Source organism: Microtetraspora sp. AC03309 (assembly GCF_020826795.1).
Taxonomy (GTDB): Bacteria; Actinomycetota; Actinomycetes; order Streptosporangiales; family Streptosporangiaceae; genus Microtetraspora; species Microtetraspora glauca.
Genome location: NZ_JADDIL010000020.1, coordinates 49,319 through 65,695 on the forward strand (window position 1 = coordinate 49,319; position 16,377 = coordinate 65,695).

The 16,377-nt window shown below is 72.1% G+C and carries 13 protein-coding genes; 10 read left to right on the forward strand and 3 right to left on the reverse strand.

Annotation, left to right across the window (positions count from 1 at the left end):
* The first annotated feature begins 68 nt into the window (after positions 1 to 68).
* From rnc to IMZ11_RS14270, 7 genes are all read left to right on the forward strand, one after another.
* Positions 69 to 803, forward strand: a complete 735-nt coding sequence (gene rnc, locus IMZ11_RS14240) for a ribonuclease III (protein WP_255706449.1) — start codon at positions 69 to 71, stop codon at positions 801 to 803.
* A gap of 31 nt (positions 804 to 834) precedes the next feature.
* Positions 835 to 1,797 (forward strand): bifunctional DNA-formamidopyrimidine glycosylase/DNA-(apurinic or apyrimidinic site) lyase, encoded by a 963-nt coding sequence (gene mutM, locus IMZ11_RS14245; protein ID WP_228641539.1) that lies wholly within the window; start codon positions 835 to 837, stop codon positions 1,795 to 1,797.
* 59 nt (positions 1,798 to 1,856) lie between these two features.
* Positions 1,857 to 2,126, forward strand: a complete 270-nt coding sequence (locus IMZ11_RS14250) for an acylphosphatase (RefSeq protein WP_228641541.1) — start codon at positions 1,857 to 1,859, stop codon at positions 2,124 to 2,126.
* A 188-nt stretch (positions 2,127 to 2,314) separates the two neighbouring features.
* Positions 2,315 to 2,509, forward strand: a complete 195-nt coding sequence (locus IMZ11_RS14255) for a hypothetical protein (RefSeq protein ID WP_061255024.1) — start codon at positions 2,315 to 2,317, stop codon at positions 2,507 to 2,509.
* Positions 2,510 to 2,774: 265 nt separating this feature from the next.
* The gene (locus IMZ11_RS14260; protein WP_228641543.1) at positions 2,775 to 6,494 is read left to right on the forward strand and encodes an AAA family ATPase; all 3,720 of its coding nucleotides are present in this window, start codon (positions 2,775 to 2,777) and stop codon (positions 6,492 to 6,494) included.
* 326 nt (positions 6,495 to 6,820) lie between these two features.
* A complete protein-coding gene (gene ftsY, locus IMZ11_RS14265) occupies positions 6,821 to 7,987 on the forward strand; it encodes a signal recognition particle-docking protein FtsY (RefSeq protein WP_374462269.1) in 1,167 nt (388 codons plus the stop codon).
* A 534-nt stretch (positions 7,988 to 8,521) separates the two neighbouring features.
* Positions 8,522 to 10,465, forward strand: a complete 1,944-nt coding sequence (locus IMZ11_RS14270; RefSeq protein WP_228641545.1) for a tetratricopeptide repeat protein — start codon at positions 8,522 to 8,524, stop codon at positions 10,463 to 10,465.
* Here the strand turns inward: IMZ11_RS14270 and IMZ11_RS14275 are convergent.
* The 3 genes from IMZ11_RS14275 to IMZ11_RS14285 are packed head-to-tail and all read right to left on the reverse strand — an operon-like array spanning position 10,401 to position 13,275.
* Positions 10,401 to 11,198, reverse strand: a complete 798-nt coding sequence (locus IMZ11_RS14275) for an ABC transporter ATP-binding protein (RefSeq protein WP_228641547.1) — start codon at positions 11,196 to 11,198, stop codon at positions 10,401 to 10,403. The genes IMZ11_RS14270 and IMZ11_RS14275 overlap by 65 nt on opposite strands.
* Positions 11,195 to 12,265 (reverse strand): iron chelate uptake ABC transporter family permease subunit, encoded by a 1,071-nt coding sequence (locus tag IMZ11_RS14280; protein WP_228641549.1) that lies wholly within the window; start codon positions 12,263 to 12,265, stop codon positions 11,195 to 11,197. The genes IMZ11_RS14275 and IMZ11_RS14280 overlap by 4 nt, the downstream gene beginning before the upstream one ends.
* A complete protein-coding gene (locus IMZ11_RS14285; protein ID WP_228641551.1) occupies positions 12,262 to 13,275 on the reverse strand; it encodes an iron ABC transporter permease in 1,014 nt (337 codons plus the stop codon). The genes IMZ11_RS14280 and IMZ11_RS14285 overlap by 4 nt, the downstream gene beginning before the upstream one ends.
* A gap of 105 nt (positions 13,276 to 13,380) precedes the next feature.
* Here IMZ11_RS14285 and IMZ11_RS14290 point away from each other — a divergent pair, with 105 nt between their 5' ends.
* The 3 genes from IMZ11_RS14290 (at position 13,381) to IMZ11_RS14300 (ending at position 16,365) form a co-directional block, all read left to right on the forward strand.
* A complete protein-coding gene (locus IMZ11_RS14290) occupies positions 13,381 to 14,388 on the forward strand; it encodes an ABC transporter substrate-binding protein (RefSeq protein ID WP_228641553.1) in 1,008 nt (335 codons plus the stop codon).
* A gap of 133 nt (positions 14,389 to 14,521) precedes the next feature.
* Positions 14,522 to 15,715, forward strand: a complete 1,194-nt coding sequence (locus tag IMZ11_RS14295; RefSeq protein ID WP_228641555.1) for a histidine kinase — start codon at positions 14,522 to 14,524, stop codon at positions 15,713 to 15,715.
* Entirely contained in the window at positions 15,703 to 16,365 is a 663-nt protein-coding gene (locus IMZ11_RS14300; RefSeq protein ID WP_228641557.1) for a response regulator transcription factor, read from the forward strand. The genes IMZ11_RS14295 and IMZ11_RS14300 overlap by 13 nt, the downstream gene beginning before the upstream one ends.
* Positions 16,366 to 16,377 lie beyond the last annotated feature (12 nt).

Below are 16,377 nucleotides of genomic sequence, written 5' to 3' on the forward strand. Positions count from 1 at the left end.
TCTCACCGGCCATGTCACTGTGTGGTGCTGCCGTGCATGGGTGATGAGGAGGAGCGGTGGGCGCAGCGATGAAGCCGGTGGCAGTGGAGATCGCCAGAGACGAACTGGCGCGAGTGATCGACGTGCGGCTCAGCACGGACATCCTGGAACGGGCCCTCACGCACCGCTCCTACGCGTACGAGAACGGTGGCCTGCCCACGAACGAGCGCCTGGAGTTCCTGGGCGACTCGGTGCTCGGGCTGGTGGTCACCGACACGCTGTTCCGGGGGCACCCGGACCTTCCCGAGGGCCAGCTCGCCAAGCTGCGTGCCGCGGTGGTCAACATGCGGGCGCTCGCGGACGTGGCCCGCGGCCTGAACCTCGGAAAGTACCTCCGCCTCGGCCGGGGCGAGGAGGGCACCGGCGGGCGCGACAAGTCCTCGATCCTCGCCGACACCCTTGAGGCGCTGATCGGCACGGTCTACGTGGACAAGGGCCTGGACGAGGCGTTCCGGGTCGTGCACCTGCTCTTCGACCCGCTGATCACGCGGTCCGCGTCGTTGGGCGCCGGTCTCGACTGGAAGACCTCGCTGCAGGAGCTGACCGCCGCCGAGATGCTCGGCGTCCCGGAGTACCACGTCGAGGAGAGCGGCCCCGATCACGCGAAGTCCTTCGTGGCGACCGTCCGCGTCGGCGGCACGGAGTACGGCACGGGCGCGGGCCGGAGCAAGAAAGAGGCGGAGCAGCAGGCCGCCGAAGCGGCGTGGACGGCGATTCGCGCCATCCGAGAGGCCCGTGAGGGCGCGGGACTCGGCCAGGGCTGAGCCAGTCTCCGAGACGGACTGAGGGGGCGAGATGCCTGAGCTGCCTGAGGTCGAGGTCGTCAGACGCGGGCTCGAACGATGGGTGTCCGGCCGGACGATCGCGTCGGCCGACGTGCTGCACCCGCGCGCGGTCCGCAGGAACGCGGGAGAGCTCGCCGACCAGTTGAAGGGCCGCGAGATCCGCTCCGCCGAGCGACGCGGCAAATATCTCTGGCTCCCACTCGGCGACGAGGGGGAGCACGCGGCCGCGGAACCGGCGGCCGACCGGACGGCCGAACACCCCTCCGGGCCGGAATCTTCCCACCACGTGGCGGGAGAGGCGTTGCTCGCCCATCTGGGCATGAGCGGCCAACTCCTGGTGGTCGATCCGGACGCTCCGCTGGAGAAGCACCTCCGGGTCCGGATCGGCTTCGCCGACGGCGGTCCCGACCTGCGCTTCGTCGACCAGCGCACGTTCGGTCATGTCCTCGTCGCGCCGCTGACCGTTCCCGTACGGCCGTCGCATGCCGGGCCGTACCGTCCGGTGCCGGAACCGGTCGCGCACATCGCGCCGGATCCGTTCGAGGACGTCTTCGACGACACGGAGTTCGCGATCAGGGTGCGCCGTCGGCGTACCGGGATCAAGCGGGCTCTGCTCGACCAGTCGCTGATCAGCGGGGTCGGCAACATCTACGCCGACGAGGCGCTGTGGCGGGCACGGCTGCACTGGGCCCGCCCCACCGAGACGCTGACCACCGAGAAGATCGCCGAACTCCTCGCCGCCGCCCGCGACGTGATGTCCGAGGCGCTCGGAGAGGGCGGGACCTCCTTCGACAGTCTGTACGTGAACGTCAACGGCGAGAGCGGCTACTTCGACCGGTCCCTGGCGGTGTACGGCAGGCGGGACGAGCCCTGCCGCCGCTGCGGCACCCCGATCAGGCGTGAGGCGTTCATGAACCGGTCCTCCTACAGCTGCCCCCGGTGCCAGCCGCGTCCCAGGGACGCCCGCCCCTGACCGCGATCCGCACCGCCGCGATTTCCGAGGGCCGGGCGGGCTCTTGGATACTGGGAGTCATGATCCGGTTGACGGCGTGGGTGCGCGGACGGGTGCAGGGTGTGGGGTTCCGCTGGTGGACCCGGGCCAGGGCGCTGGAGCTCGGGCTCGCCGGCTGGGCGACGAACCTGTCCGACGGCAGGGTTGAGGTCGTGGCCGAAGGTCCACGGGAATCATGTGAATCGCTTCTTGGCCTGCTGAGAGGCGGCGACACGCCCGGGCGAGTGGATGGCGTTACGGAGCGTTGGAGTGACGCTAAGGGTGGTTTGGTGGGTTTTGTCGAGCGATAGCCCTTCCTTCAGGCGGCGCAAATGCGGTATATTTGCATGCCGGGAGTGCCCATCGGTGCGTCTGTGTGAAGCGTTCAACTTGACCGCCTCCAATGCCGGTGCGACTCTTGAGAGGAACCACGCGCACCCCTCCCGCGGCATGAAGTGCGCGAACCAGTCTGGTCACTCAGCGTGGAGGACCCTTTACTATGGCGAAGGCTCTACTCGGTCACGTCGGCGGTCCTGACCCTCGAATGGTCTCCGAAATGCGCCGTCTCCAGCAGCGCATCCGGGACCTGGAGGCAGAACTAACCCGGCTCCAGGCACAGAACGATGCGCTGGCGGCGCAGTCTCGGGATGAGGCACTGGTCCGGCTACAGGATCGCGAACCGGCCCTCACCTGAGGCCGGGAGCGGAAACACCGTCAGGGGCGCCTGCCAAAGGCGTCCCTTGTCATTTGCGTACCATAATTCTTATCGCGGCCGGTTGAAACGCATTTGTGCCGTTATGTCTTCCCGGTGTCGGTCCGATAATCTCGCCGCCGCATAAAGTTGTCCCCACGGGTATTCCATGACGGGACTTAGTGTCGCGTTCGGGTGATATCCGATGCCTCTCGTCTGCGGGTGCCGGTAGTCTTCCCGGAAAGTTGGGCAGGGAGGGGGCCGGTCGTTGTACCTGAAGACCTTGACCCTGCGCGGCTTCAAGTCCTTCGCCTCCGCGACCACCCTGCGCTTCGAGCCCGGCATCACCTGCGTGGTCGGCCCCAACGGCTCGGGCAAGTCCAACGTCGTCGACGCGCTCGCCTGGGTGATGGGCGAGCACAGCGCGAAATCGCTGCGCGGCGGCAAGATGGAGGACGTCATCTTCGCCGGGACCTCCAGCCGGCCGCCGCTCGGCCGGGCCGAGGTCACGCTCACGATCGACAACACCGACGGCGCGCTGCCGATCGACTACACCGAGGTGACGATCAGCCGCCTGATGTTCAGGTCGGGTCAGAGCGAATACGCCATCAACGGCGACACCTGCCGCCTCCTCGACATCCAGGAGCTCCTCTCCGACTCCGGCATCGGCCGCGAGATGCACGTGATCGTCGGGCAGGGCCAGCTCGACCAGGTGCTGCACGCCGGCCCTGAGGACCGCAGGGCGTTCATCGAGGAGGCCGCGGGCGTCCTCAAGCACCGCAAGCGCAAGGAGAAGGCGCTGCGGAAGCTCGACGCGATGCAGGCCAACCTCACCCGCGTGCAGGACCTCGCGACCGAGCTGCGCCGCCAGCTCAAGCCGCTGGGCCGCCAGGCGGAGATCGCGCGCAAGGCCGCGGTCATCCAGGCCGACCTGCGTGACGCCCGCCTGCGGCTGCTCGCCGACGACGTGGTCACCCTCCGCGAGACCCTGGAACGCGAGGCCGCGGACGAGGCGGCCGTCCAGACGCGGCGTGCCCAGGTCGAGAGCGACCTCGCGCGGGACCAGCGGCGGGAGGCCGAGCTGGAGGCGGCGGCGGGGGAGGCCCAGCCGCGCCTCACCGCCGCCCAGGAGACGTTTTACCGGCTCTCGGCGATCCGCGAGCGGTTGCGCGGAGTCGAGAGCCTCGCCGTCGAGCGGGAGCGGCACGCCGCCGACGCGGCGTCGATCGAGCGGCGCGGCCGCGACCCCGAGGAGTTCGAACGGGAGGCCGCCGAGGTCCGCGAGAAGGAGCGCATCCTCTCGGAGGAGCTCGACGAGGCACGCGAGCGGTTGTCCGCCGCGGTGGAGATCCGCGCCGAGGCCGAGGAGGCGCTGAGCCAGGAGGAGCGCAGGCTGGCCGTCGCCGCCAGGGCCGCCGCGGACCGGAGGGAGAGCCTCGCCAGGCTGCGCGGCCAGGTCGAGTCCGCCAGGAGCAGGGCCAGGGCCGCCGGTGACGAGATCGGCAGGCTCGCCCGGGCGCTGGAGGAGGCCCGGCAGCGTGCGGAGCGGGCGCAGGCCGACTGCGACGCGCACGAGCTCGACGAGCCGGCGGCCGACCCGGCGCTGGTCGCCGAGCTCGACACCGCCCAGGAGGGCGTGGATCTCGCTCGCGCCGCCATCGAGTCGGCCAGGGCTGTGGTGGACCAGGCCAAGGAAGCGGTCGACGAGGCCAAGGAGGCCGTCGCGGCCCCCAGGTCCGCGCTCACGGCCGCCACGTCGGCGGTCGGTACGGCTCGCGCCGCCGACCAGGAGTCCCAGCGCGCCGTCGCCGCGCTTGAGGCCCGCCGTGAAGCACTGGAGATGAGCCTCGCCCAGGGCGTCGACGGCGCGGCCGGGCTGCTCGGTGCGGGGATCCCCGGCGTGCTCGGCCCGATCGCGACCCTGCTGACCGTCCAGCCGGGAGCCGAATCCGCCGTCGCCGCCGTACTGGCGGCCGACGCGGTCGCCGTCGACTCCCTCAACAGCGCCGTCGAGGCGCTCGAACACCTGCGGGACGGCGACGGCGGCAGGGCGGGGCTGCTGATCGCGTCTCCGACGCCGGCACGGCACGGTGGGACACCGCCCGTGCCGATCGACGGTGCCGCATGGGCGGCGGACCTCGTCACCGTTCCCGGCGAACTGCGCGCCGCCGTGGACGGCGTCCTGTCCGGCGTGCTCGTCGTCGACGACCTCGCCGCCGCGCGCAAGGTGGTGGAGGGCCACCCGGGCGTCCGGGCCGTCACCCGTTCCGGCGACCTGCTCGGCGCGTACGAGGCGCGGGGCGGCTCGGGCACCGGCGGTTCGGCCCTTCAGATGCGGGCCGCGCTCGACGAGGCGGCCGCCGACCTGGAGGCGGCCCGCGCCGCCGCCGAGGAGAACGCTCAGGTCCTCGACGAGGCCGTCGCCGCCGAAGGGGAGGCCCAGCTCGCGCTGGAGGCCGCCCAGGCGCGGGTGAACGAGGCCCAGACCGGGGTCAGTGCCGCGCAGAACACCGTCAACAGCGCGCAGAACGGGCTCAACGCGGCCCAGGCCGTACTGGACAGGGTCAGGACCAGGCAGCGGGACGCCGACCGGAAGGCCGCCGACGCGGCCAAGCAGTTCGCCCGGCTGGAGGCCGCCGTCAAGGCGGCCCAGGATGAGGGCGCCCGGTTGGCGAAGGCCGTACAGGACGCGGAGGAGGCCAGGGAGGCGGCCCAGGCGGACGCGGCCGAGATGGAGGAGCGGCTGGCCGAGGCGGAGTACGCCCAGGAGCTGGAGGCCGAGCCGACCACCGACACGCGGGACGAGCTGGCCGCCGCCTGCGGCGTGAGCAGACAGACGGAGATGGAGGCGCGGCTCGCCGTCCGCACCGCCGAGGAACGCGTCAGGGGCATCGCCGGTCGTGCCGAGGGGCTGCTGCGCGCCGCCCAGCGCGAGCGCGAGGATCGGGCGAGGGCGGCGGCGCAGCGCGAGCGGCGGCGCAGGCAGGCCCAGACCGCCGCCGCGGTCGCCCGCGGCGCCCAGGCCGCGCTCACGGCGCTGGTGGGGTCGCTCGAACAGGCCGCGGCCGAGCGGGACGAGGCCGAGCGGGCGCGCGGCGAGATCGAGACGGAGCTCAGGACGGTACGGCTCCGCGTCCGCGAACTCGGCGGAGAGCTGGACAAACTGGTCAACCGGGTACACGGCAGCGAGATGGCCCGCACCGAGCAGCGGCTGCGGCTCGAACAGCTGGAGCAGCGGGCCTTCGACGAGTACGGCGTCGAGCCGGACGCCCTGATCGCCGAATACGGCCCGGAGGTTCCGGTGCCCGGCGAGCCGCCGGTCCCCTTCGTACGCGAGGAGCAGGAGAAGCGGGCCAGGACGGCGGAACGCCAGATGACCCAGCTCGGCAAGGTCAACCCGCTCGCCCTGGAGGAGTTCGCCGCGCTCGAGGAGCGGCACGCGTTCCTGACCTCCCAGCTGGAAGACCTCAAGAAGACCCGCAGGGATCTCCTCCTCGTCGTCAAGGAGGTCGACGACCGGGTCGAGCAGGTGTTCGCCGCGGCGTACGAGGACGTGGCCCGAGAGTTCTCAGAGATCTTCGGGCGGGTCTTCCCCGGCGGTGAGGGCCGCCTGCTGCTCACGGACCCCGGCGACATGCTGACCACGGGCGTCGAGGTCGAAGCCAGGCCGCCCGGCAAGAAGGTGAAGCGGCTGTCGCTGCTCTCCGGTGGAGAGCGGTCGCTCACCGCGGTCGCGTTCCTCGTCGCGATCTTCAAGGCCCGTCCGTCGCCGTTCTATGTGATGGACGAGGTCGAGGCGGCCCTGGACGACACCAACACCCAGCGGCTGCTGACCCTGTTCGAAGAGCTGCGGCAGAACTCCCAGCTGATCGTCATCACGCACCAGAAGCGCACCATGGAGATCGCCGACGCGCTGTACGGCGTGTCCATGCGCGGCGACGGCGTCACCCAGGTCGTCAGCCAGCGTCTTCGCGAAGCCGCGTCCTGACACTTCGACGCCGACGGGTGTCGGCATGCCGCCGCCCGCGGCTTGGATCACCGCTGGGGCAGGTCCGCTGTCGTGGTGCTGCGCCCGGGGGTCGGGGTCGCTCGTGCCTCGCTTCCCGCTCGCTCGTCGGTTACTTCCCCGCCGCGCCCCTCTGTGTTTGATTGCCGCGCCTTCGGCACGGCGGGTTCGGGGCGCCTTTGAGGCGGCTTGTGCCCTCCTCGCTTGGGGTCGCTCGTGCCTCGCTTCCCGCTCGCTCGTCGGTTACTTCCCCGCCGCGCCCCTCTCTTGTGCCTGAGCATTTGGGGGCGTCTGGAAAACTTGAGCGCGTGGAAGGCTACCTCGGCATCATCGTGATGGTCGTCGTCATCGCCGTGCTGGCGGTGGGCGGCCTGTTCCTGTTCCGGCCCAGAGGCAAAGGCCTCCCCCCGGTGGAGGCGCCGCCCGAGCCGCAGATCCCGGATCTGCGGGTCCCCCCGCAGGAGGGTCCCGTCGACCGAGAGGGTGGCACGACCACCACCCTGCCTCCTCCGGAGGAGGAGCTGCTCAAGGCGCCGGAGCTCGAGGTTCCGCCGCCGTCGGCCGGTCGCATGGTACGGCTGCGCACCCGCCTGTCCCGCTCCCAGAACGTGCTGGGCAGGGGACTCCTCGAACTACTCTCCCGCGACCGGCTCGACGACGACGTCTGGGACGAGATCGAGGAGACGCTGATCACCGCCGACGTCGGCGTCGCCCCGACCCGGGCGATGGTCGAGGAGTTGCGGACCAAGGTGAAGGTCCTCGGCACGCGCACGCCGGACGAGGTCCGCGGCCTGCTCAAGGAGGAGCTGCTCAAGCAGATCTCCCCGGACCTCGACCGCACCCTGCGTACCAGCTCGCACGCGGGACGGCCCGCCGTGCTCCTGGTCGTCGGGGTGAACGGCACCGGCAAGACGACCACGACGGGCAAGCTCGCCCGCGCGCTGGTCGGCGACGGCAACAAGGTCGTCCTGGGCGCGGCCGACACGTTCCGTGCCGCGGCCACCGACCAGCTGCAGACCTGGGGTGACCGCGTGGGCGCCGCCGTCGTACGCGGCCCCGAGGGCGGCGACCCGGCGTCCGTCGCGTTCGACGCGGTGGCCAGGGGCATCGAGGAGAGCGCCGACACGGTCATCATCGACACCGCCGGGCGGCTGCACACCAAGACCGGCCTCATGGACGAGCTCGGCAAGGTCAAGCGCGTGATCGAGAAGAAGGCCGTGGTGGACGAGGTGCTGCTCGTCCTCGACGCGACGACCGGGCAGAACGGCATGCGCCAGGCCCAGGTGTTCGCCGAGGCGGTGAACATCACCGGCATCGCCCTGACCAAGCTCGACGGCACCGCCAAGGGCGGCATCGTCATCTCGGTCCAGCGCGAGCTGGGCGTCCCGGTCAAGCTGGTCGGCCTGGGCGAGGGCCCTGACGACCTGGCCCCCTTCGATCCCGAGGTGTTCGTGGACGCCCTGCTGGGCGACTGATTCCGCGCTCGGCCTCCGGCGGAAGCGCTCGGCCGACTTCGCCGACGGCGGCCGGGCGCTCGGGCCGGGGTCGCCCGCCGGGTGATCCCACCCGAGCTGTACGCGCTCACGGGCGGGTCCGCACCTGGACCCGCCCGTTCGTCATGCGCGCGGAGCCGGCCGTTCGTCATTGGCCGGGAGCCGCTCGGGCCGTGCTCGGGCCGTGTCCCGGCCGCAGCGGGCCGGGGGCGACGGCCCGGGTTGGACCCTGCCGGAAACCGGTCCAGTTCCTGGGTGATCGACCGTTTATCCGGATTTATCGGGAAATGACCATTACCGGCCAAAGTCTTGTTACTTGACGTGGGTCGTGTTGACATGGGCGTCGTTCCTGAGACGCAATCGGAGAGGCCCTGATGAAGAAGGTCGTTGTTCACAAGCCCGGCACGGTCCAGCTTTCCGGCCAGGCCAGCGCCAAGCACCACGCGTGAGCGACGGGCGAGACCGGCCGCCGCACGGCATGGTCTCGCCTTTCCGGGGGCGACGAGGGGAGCCGGTGTGCGTCATCTGTGGGTCCGGGGGCAACGCTGGAGCGGGGAACGTGACATTCCTCCGCTCGTCCTGCCCCCGGTCGCCGTGGACGGTCGGTCGGGCGGGCCGGTGGACCGCGGGAGAGCCGGGCCGTACACGATCGCGAGCGCTCTGCTCCACGCTCTCGTCCCCCGGGCACGACGAGAGATCGTCGAAGCCCACGACATCGAGATCCGCGCGGCGGCTCCCGGCCTGAGGGACGTGGTCCCGGCTGTACGGGAGTCGGTCGCGGCGCACCTGCCCAAGGCGGAGCGGATCCTCGTCCCCGCGCCACGCCGCACGCTCCGGCTGTCCAACGGGCTCGCGGAGTTCCTCCACGATCACCTGAAGGAGGCGGGGCCCGGCGCGCTCGTCGTCGAGAGAGCGGACGAGGCCGACGAGACGGACCAGGAGTTCCTCGCCGTCCTGCTCCGCAGGATCGATCCCGCGCTGCTCACCGTGGTCGTGTGCGCGGAGGCCGGGGATCCCGTCCTGGCGGGCGCGCTCAACCGGCACACGCTTCCCGTCGCCGTCGAGACCCCGGACGCCGCCCCGGCGTACGGCACGGCCCCCGCGGAGGCGGGAGCGGGAAGCGCGGCGGACGGCGGCGCCAGAACCGGAGTCGGCGCCGGCGCCGGAGCCGTGGAACGGTACTTCACGGAGGGCTTCCACCACGCGGCGGCCCGGCTCGGGCAGCGGATGCTGCGCGACGCCGACCCGAAGGCCGATCCGGAGGGCTGGTGGTCGCTCGTTCACCGCACCGCGGGTGCGCTCGCGGCCACCGAACGCGAGGACGACGCGCGGGCGCTCCTCGACCGGGCGCGGCGGGAGAGCGCCGATCCGAAGAACCGCGCGACCGCGGCCTACGCGACCGCGATGCTGCTGATGAGGCACCACGACCCGGCGGCACGCGACGTCGGGGAGGCGCTGTCGTGGATCAACGAGGCGGTCGCCATCACCTCGTTGTTGCCCGACCGGCGCGAGCGTGCCTTCCATCTGAGCTTCGACCTGAACGGCAAGGGGCTCGTGGAGACGCGGGCGGGCCGGCCGGACGAGGCGCTCCGGCTGGTGGAACAGGCCATCGCGCTCACCGAGCGTGATCTCGATCCGGGGGAGCACCCCATCCACCGGCTGGTCCTGCGCGCCAACCGGGGGCAGCTCACCGCGATGCTCGGCGACCCCGAAGCCGCCCTGGCCGACCTGGACGCCGCCATCGCCGCGGATCCGGGATACCCCGACTACTACATCACCCGGGGCAACCTGCTGCACCGGCTCGGCCGTCCCGGAGAGGCGGTCGCCGACTACGAGACGGCGATGCGGGTCGGGCCGCCCTTCCCCGAGGCGTACTACAACCGGGCGGAGGTCCGGTTCGAGGCCGGAGACCACGCCGGCGCGCTGGCCGACCTGGACTACGCGCTCGACCTCGACCCGGAGTTCGCCGACGCCTACGCCAACCGGGCCGGTCTCTTCGTCGAGTTCGGCGAGTACGGCAAGGCGCGCGCGGACGCGCTCCAGGGTCTCGCCCTCGACCCCCGCAATCCGTACCTGCTGTGCGCGCTCGGACAGGTGGAGGCGGCCGAGGGCAGGCACGCCGAGGCCAGGAAGGCGTTCGACGCGGGGCTGCGCCACGATCCCGCGCTGGCGGCGCTCTGGGCGAGCCGGGGGATGCTGGCGTTCGAGACGGGCGAGCCGGAGCAGGCCGTGGCCGATCTCACCCGGGCGCTCGAATGCGGCGATGACGCGACGATCCGGTTCAACCGGTCGGTCGCGCTCCGCGCCCTCGGACGTGAGGAGGAGGCGCGGGACGACCTCGTCAGGGCCGCCGAACTCGCCCCGGAGGACGAGGACGTCCGGCAGGCGCTGGAGCTCAGTCCCCGCCCGCCGCGCTGCCGATCGGCACCACCAGGGGAGTGCCCGCGACGGGATCGGTGATGATCTTGGCGTTCAGGCCGAAGACCTCGGCGAGCAGGCTCTCGGTCAGCACCTCGTCCGGCGGTCCGGCGGCGACCACCCGCCCGTCGCGCATCGCCACGAGGCGGTCGGCGTACCTCGCCGCGAGGTTCAGGTCGTGCAGCACCATGACGACCGTCTTGCCCGCCCGCGCGTGCAGGTGATGGACGAGTTCGAGCACCTCGATCTGGTGCGCCAGGTCCAGGAAGGTCGTCGGCTCGTCGAGCAGCAGGAGGTCCGTGCCCTGGGCGAGGGCCATCGAGATCCAGGCCCGCTGCCGCTGGCCGCCGGACAGCTCGTCCAGCGGCCGGTCGGCGAGGTCGAGCAGGCCGGTCCACTCCAGGGCCTCGGCCACCGCGCTCTCGTCGCCGGGCGACCACTGGCGGTACCACGTCTGGTGTGGGTGCCTGCCGCGGGCGACCAGGTCGGCGACCGTCAGACCCTCGGGCGCCGCGGGCGCCTGGGGGAGGACGCCGAGGAGCCGGGCGACCTCGCGCGACGGCATCCTGTCGATCCGCTTCCCGTCGAGCAGCACGTGACCGTCCAGCGGCTTGATCAGCCGCCCCAGGGCGCGGAGCAGGGTGGACTTGCCGCATCCGTTCGGGCCGATGATCGTCGTGACGGTCCCGCTCTCGACGCCGAGGTCGAGCCCGTCCACGATCACCCGGTCGCCGTAGCCGAGGCGGATGTCGACGGCTTCCAGCCGTGTGTTCAAGAGCGTGCCTCCCGGCGTGCGCGGACAAGCAGATAGATGAGGTAGGGGGCGCCGAGCACGGCCGTGACCACGCCCACGGGCAGCTCCGCCGGGGCGAAGACGGTCCGGGCGGTGAGGTCGGCGGCCGACGTCAGGACCGCGCCCGTGACAGCGGAGACGACCAGCGGGGGCTGCGCCACTCCCGCGAGACGCAGCGCGATCTGCGGTGCCGCGAGGGCGACGAACGAGATGGGCCCGGCTGCGGCGACCGCGACCGCCGCGAGCAGCACCGCCCCGAGCAGCAGCAGGGCGCGCGCCGTGTTCAGCCGCACACCGAGCCCGGTCGCCGTCTCGTCGCCGAACCTGAGGGCCGACAGGACACGGGTCCCGACCAGGCAGAGCGGCACCAGCACCGCCAGCGCGTACGCCACGGGAACGACGTGCTCCCAGCCGCGCCCGCTGAGGGAGCCGCTGATCCACACCATCGCCCGGCTGCTGTCGTTCACGTCGCCGGTGGTCATCAGCCAGTACTTGACGTTCGTGAAGACGGCGGCGACGCCGACGCCGACCAGGACCAGGCGATATCCGTCCAGGCCACGCCGCCAGGCGAGCGAGTAGACGATCACCGCGCCCACCAGGCCGCCGGCCAGTGCCGCGACGGGGACGCCCACGCTCGCGAGGGGTCCGCTGGCCCCGCCGTACACGGTTCCGCTCGCGACGATCACCGCGACCACGGTCACGCTCGCGCCGGAGGTCACGCCGAGGATGTCGGGGCTGGCCAGCGGGTTGCGCGCGATCGACTGGGTGATCGCGCCGGACAGCCCGAGCGCGGCCCCGACCAGCACGCCGGTCAGCGCGCGCGGGAGGCGCAGCTCCACCACCACGAAGTGGTTGCCTCCCGTCCCGGTCAGCGAGTCGACGATCTCGGCGAGCGACAGGGGGAGGTCGCCGATCCGCAGGCCGAGCGCGACCAGGGCCGTGATCAGGGCGAGCCCGACCAGCCCCGCGACCACGCCGCGCGGGCGGATCAGCCAGGAGACCCGTCCCGCACGGTACGGCCGGGCGTGCGGGAGCCGTACGCCGGTCACAGCCGCACCGGCTTCCTGCGGCGGACGAGCATGACGAAGAACGGGGCGCCGAGGAGGGCGAGGACGACTCCGGCCTCCAGCTCGCCCGGCCGGGCGAGGATCCGCCCGGTCACGTCCGCCAGCAGCAGCGCCGCCGCGCCGAGTAGTCCGGAGTACGGCACCAGCTTGCGGTGGTCGGGTCCGGACAGTGCGCGGGCCAGGTGGGGGACGATGAGGCCGATGAACGCGAGCGCGCCGCACGCCGCCACGGCCCCGGCGGTGAGCAGGGTCACGGCGGTGATGCCGAGCGCCCGGGTGGCCGCGACGTTCCTGCCGAGGGAGCGGGCGACGTCCTCGCCCAGGGACAACGCGTTGAGTCCCGGCGCGTTCGCCATCGCGAGCACCAGCCCGGCCACGATGAACGGCAGGATCTGCCACGCCACGCCCGCGCCCCGACCGGCGATCGACCCCGCCTGCCAGAAGCGGAAGACGTCCATGGCCTGCTCGTCCACGAGAACGAGCCCGGAGGTCAGCGCGTACAGGAAGGCGCTGACGGCGGTTCCGGCGAGCGCCAGGGTGAGCGGGCTCGGCCCGCCCCTGCCGCCGATGGCGCCGATGGCGAAGACGCCGACGCTCGCGATCAGCGCGCCCGCGAGGCCGAACCAGATGTAGCCGTAGATGTCGGAGACGCCGAACACGATGATGGCGAGGACCATCGCGAAGGCCGCGCCCTGGGTGACACCGAGCAGGCCGGGGTCGGCGAGCGGGTTGCGCGTGTGCCCTTGCATGAGGGCGCCCGCGACACCGAGCGCGATGCCCGCGAACAGGCCGAGGACGGTCCGGGGGACGCGCAGTGAACGGACGATGATGTCGTTCTCCGTACCACCCGGGAACCACAGGGCGTGCCACACGTCGGCGGGCGGCACGGTCTTCGCGCCGATCATGACGCTGAGCACGGCCGCGGCGAGCACCGCGACGACGAGCGCCGCCGGCACGCTCGCCCCCCGGCGTCGCGGACGCAGGGCACTCATGAGTTCGTGATCCCTCTCTCTGTCGCTTGACCTCGACGAGTATGTCAGGCTTAGGTGAGCCTTAGCTAATTTAGGCAGTCCTTACCTAAGAAAGGCTGATTTTTGATGAAAGCGCTTCGCGTCCTGGGTGCCGGGCTCGTGCTGGCCATGGCGGTCACCGCGTGCGGCTCGTCCACTTCCGCGAACGAGACCGGGAACGCGAGCGGAGCCGCCGGAGACGCGACGCAGGCGTCCCAGGCGGGGTTCCCGCGCGTGATCGAGCACGCGATGGGCACGACCGAGGTGAAGGCGCAGCCCAAGCGGGTCGTCGCGCTCGACCAGAGCTTCGTGGACGCCGTCCTGACACTGGACACCGAGGTCATCGGGTTCACGATGTACCGGTCGATGGGTGAGGAACTGCCCGACTATCTCAAGCCGGTCGCCGCCAACGCCGCGAACGCGGTGACGGTGGGAACGCTGGAGGCGCCGAGCCTGGAGAAGATCGCCGCTCTGAAGCCGGACCTGATCGTGTCCGCGAAGGTCCGCCACGAGGCCCTGTACGACAAGCTCAGCGCGATCGCGCCGACCGTGTTCAGCGAGACCACCGGCGCCATCTGGAAGGAGAACCTCCGCCTGATGGGCAAGGCCCTGGGCAAGGAGGACCTCGCCGAGCAGCGGATCACGGCCTACCAGGAGCGCGCCGCGAAGATCGGCGAGGAGATCAAGGAGAAGAACGGCGGAACGCTGCCGACCATCTCGATCGTCCGTTTCGCCGGTGAGCCGACCGTCCGGCTCTATGTGGAGAACTCCTATTCGGGCGTCGTGCTCAAGGACGTCGGCTTCCCCCGGCCGGAGGGCCAGCCGACCGTCACGGACACGATCATGGTGGCGATCAGCGAGGAGCGCATCGCCGACCTCGACGCCGACCACATCTTCGTGAGCTCGTACGAGGACCCGTCGGTCGCCTCGACCCAGAAGAAGTTCGTGGCCAACCCGCTGTGGGGCAAGCTCAAGGGCGAGAAGCACGACGTCAACGACCAGACCTGGATGACGGCGGTCGGGATGCAGGGCGCGCACGTCATGCTCGACGACCTCGCCACCACCTTCGGCGTGGACCCCGCCAAGCAGGCCTGACGGCCCCGCACCCGCGCGTCCCGCACGGAGCCCGGTGTCCCTCTCAGAGGGGCGCCGGGCTCCGTCGTTCCCGGCCGGGAAGAGTCGACTTTGGTCGGTGTCAGGGTATCCGACCCGGATCTACCCTGAGCCTGTGGAAGCCACTACCTGCCTGGACTCGGAGGAGGCGGCCGCGCGCCGGCTCACCCCCGGGCCCGCTGTCACGGCGGCGGTGACGGCCGCGGTCGGAGCATTGGTCGCGCTCGCGTTCTGGGGCAGTTCCGACGCGCACGGGGTGACGACGGTGCTGGTCCTCGACATCGTGACCGGGGTGGCGGGCTGCGCCCTGATCCCGGTGCTGCTGCGCCGGCCGGTCCTCGGCGGCGTGGCGCTCTCCGTGCTGGCCGCGCTGTCGCCGGTCGCCACCCCGCCGGCCACTGTCGGGGCCTGGTACGTCGCCCGGTGGCGCCGGTTCCCCGTCGCCGCCGCCGTGGCGGGCGCCGGGATCGCGGCGCACGCCGTGCAGGGCCTGTGGCGGCCGGCGGGCGGACTGTCCTACGGCTGGTGGCTGCTACTGGTGGTCGCCGCGTACGCCGCTCTGGTCGGCTGGGGCGCGCTGGCGCAGGCGCGGCACGGGCTGATCGTGTCGCTGCGCGAGCGGGCCCACCGCGCGGAGGCGGAGCAGGGGAGGCGCGTGGCCGAGGCACGGCTGCTCGAACGCGCCCAGATCGCCCGTGAGATGCACGACGTGCTGGCCCACCGGCTCTCCCTCCTGGCCACGTACGCGGGGGCGCTGGAGTACCGCCCGGACTCCTCGCCCGAGCAGCTCTCCCGGGCGGCGGGTGTGGTGCGGGCGGGCGTGCACCAGGCGCTCGACGAACTGCGCGGGGTGATCAGCCTGCTTCGTGACGAGGACACGGACACGGAAGGCGGCTCCGGAGAACGGCCGCAGCCGGCGCTGACCGATCTTCCCCGGCTGGTCGACGAGTCCCGCGACGCGGGGATGAGCGTGCGCGTGGACAACCGGATCGCCGATCCCGCCGCGCTGTCGGGCACGGTCGGTCGCGCGGCCTACCGCGTCGTGCAGGAGGGGCTGACCAACGCCCGCAAGCACGCCCCCGGCGAGCCCATCCGGGTGGCGCTGGACGGGCGGCCCGGCGCACGGCTGGTCATCGACATCCGCAACCCGGTGCCCGGCGACCCGGCCGCTCCGCCGGTCGTACGGGGCAGCGGCGTCGGCCTGGTCGGGCTGACCGAGCGGGTCCAGCTCGCCGGGGGGCGGCTCGACCACGAGGTCACCGCCGCCGGAGAGTTCCGCCTGCACGCCTGGCTACCATGGCCGGCGTGACCACGGCCGTGCGCGTCCTCATCGTGGACGACGATCCCCTCGTCCGCGCCGGGCTGACGATGATGCTCGACGGCGCGCACGGGATCGCGGTGGTCGCCGCGGCGGCCGACGGGGACGAGGTGCCCTCCGCGATCGACGCGCACGCGCCCGACGTCGTGCTCATGGACCTCCGGATGCCTCGGGTGGACGGGATCACGGCCATCCACCGGCTCCGGCGCCGCCGGAATCCGCCCCAGGTCATCGTGCTGACGACCTTCGACGCCGACGACGACGTGCTCCTGGCGCTGCGCGCCGGCGCCGGCGGCTTCCTGCTCAAGGACACGCCGCCCCACCAGATCGTCGACGCGGTCCACCGGGTCGCCGCCGGGGATCCGATCCTGTCCCCGAAGATCACTCGCCGGTTGATGGACCGTGCCGCCGCCGAGGCGGGCGCGTACGAACGGGCCAGGAACGCGCTCGCCGCCCTGAGCCCGCGTGAGCGCGACGTCGTCCTCGCCGTGGCCCAGGGCCGTACGAACGCGGAGATCTCCGCCGAGCTCTTCATGAGCGTGGGGACGGTGAAGGCTCACATCACGCACATCCTGGTCAAACTCGATCTGACCAACCGGACCCAGATCGCGCTCCTCGCGCACGACGCCGGCCTCGCCTGACCTCCCGCCGGA

Excerpts from the sequence above, each read along its gene's own strand:
- IMZ11_RS14285 (WP_228641551.1), bottom strand. The coding sequence starts at position 13,275 with ATGAGTGCCCTGCGTCCGCGACGCCGGGGGGCGAGCGTGCCGGCGGCG.
- rnc (WP_255706449.1), top strand. The coding sequence starts at position 69 with ATGAAGCCGGTGGCAGTGGAGATCGCCAGAGACGAACTGGCGCGAGTG.
- IMZ11_RS14255 (WP_061255024.1), top strand. The coding sequence starts at position 2,315 with ATGGCGAAGGCTCTACTCGGTCACGTCGGCGGTCCTGACCCTCGAATG.
- IMZ11_RS14290 (WP_228641553.1), top strand. The coding sequence starts at position 13,381 with ATGAAAGCGCTTCGCGTCCTGGGTGCCGGGCTCGTGCTGGCCATGGCG.
- mutM (WP_228641539.1), top strand. The coding sequence starts at position 835 with ATGCCTGAGCTGCCTGAGGTCGAGGTCGTCAGACGCGGGCTCGAACGA.
- IMZ11_RS14300 (WP_228641557.1), top strand. The coding sequence starts at position 15,703 with ATGGCCGGCGTGACCACGGCCGTGCGCGTCCTCATCGTGGACGACGAT.
- IMZ11_RS14250 (WP_228641541.1), top strand. The coding sequence starts at position 1,857 with ATGATCCGGTTGACGGCGTGGGTGCGCGGACGGGTGCAGGGTGTGGGG.